Source organism: Tsukamurella ocularis, assembly GCF_024807615.1.
Taxonomy (GTDB): Bacteria; Actinomycetota; Actinomycetes; order Mycobacteriales; family Mycobacteriaceae; genus Tsukamurella; species Tsukamurella ocularis.
Map to the genome: position 1 here is coordinate 1 of NZ_JANUCJ010000009.1, position 1067 is coordinate 1067.

The window sequence follows — 1067 nt, forward strand, 5'->3', positions numbered from 1 at the left end:
TTACTCGTACTGCAATTTCGCCGAGTCTGTGGTTGAGACAGCAGAGAAGTCGTTACGCCATTCGTGCAGGTCGGAACTTACCCGACAAGGAATTTCGCTACCTTAGGATGGTTATAGTTACCACCGCCGTTTACTGGGGCTTAAATTCTCAGCTTCGCCTTACGGCTAACCGGTCCTCTTAACCTTCCAGCACCGGGCAGGCGTCAGTCCATATACATCGTCTTACGACTTCGCATGGACCTGTGTTTTTAGTAAACAGTCGCTTCTCTCTGGTCTCTGCGACCCCACACAGCTCACGGAGTAAATCCGGTCACCATGCGAGGTCCCCCTTCTCCCGAAGTTACGGGGGCATTTTGCCGAGTTCCTTAACCACAGTTCTCTCGATCTCCTTGGTATTCTCTACCTGACCACCTGTGTTGGTTTGGGGTACGGGCCACATCAGATCTCGCTAGAGGCTTTTCTCGGCAGCATAGGATCATGGAATTCACCGCAACGGCTACGCATCACCTCTCAGGCTTATATGAGATCCGGATTTGCCTAGATCTCGCCCTACAGGCTTACACCAGTACTACCACTGACTGGCCCCACTACCTTCCTGCGTCACCCCATCGCTTGACTACTACCAGCCGAGGTCCCGTGCATCCACCAGCTCGTCACCCGAAGGTGATCTCGCGGCTTCAGGACGGTTAGTACAACTGATTCATCAGGGGCGATCTGACACGGGTACGGGAATATCAACCCGTTGTCCATCGACTACGCCTGTCGGCCTCGCCTTAGGTCCCGACTCACCCTGGGAGGATTAACCTAGCCCAGGAACCCTTGGTCATCCGGAGGACACGTTTCTCACGTGTCATTCGCTACTCATGCCTGCATTCTCACTCGCACAGCCTCCACAACTAGGTCACCCTGCTGCTTCTACGGCTGCACGACGCTCCCCTACCCACCCACACCAAAGGTGTGAGTGCCGCGGCTTCGGCGGTGTACTTGAGCCCCGCTACATTGTCGGCGCCCAGCCACTAGACCAGTGAGCTATTACGCACTCTTTCAAGGGTGGCTGCTTCTAAGCC

General features: G+C 55.2%; 1 rRNA gene. It reads right to left on the reverse strand.

What is annotated here, in order from left to right:
* Positions 1-1067, reverse strand: a 23S ribosomal RNA gene (locus tag HNP44_RS20785); the annotation flags it as partial.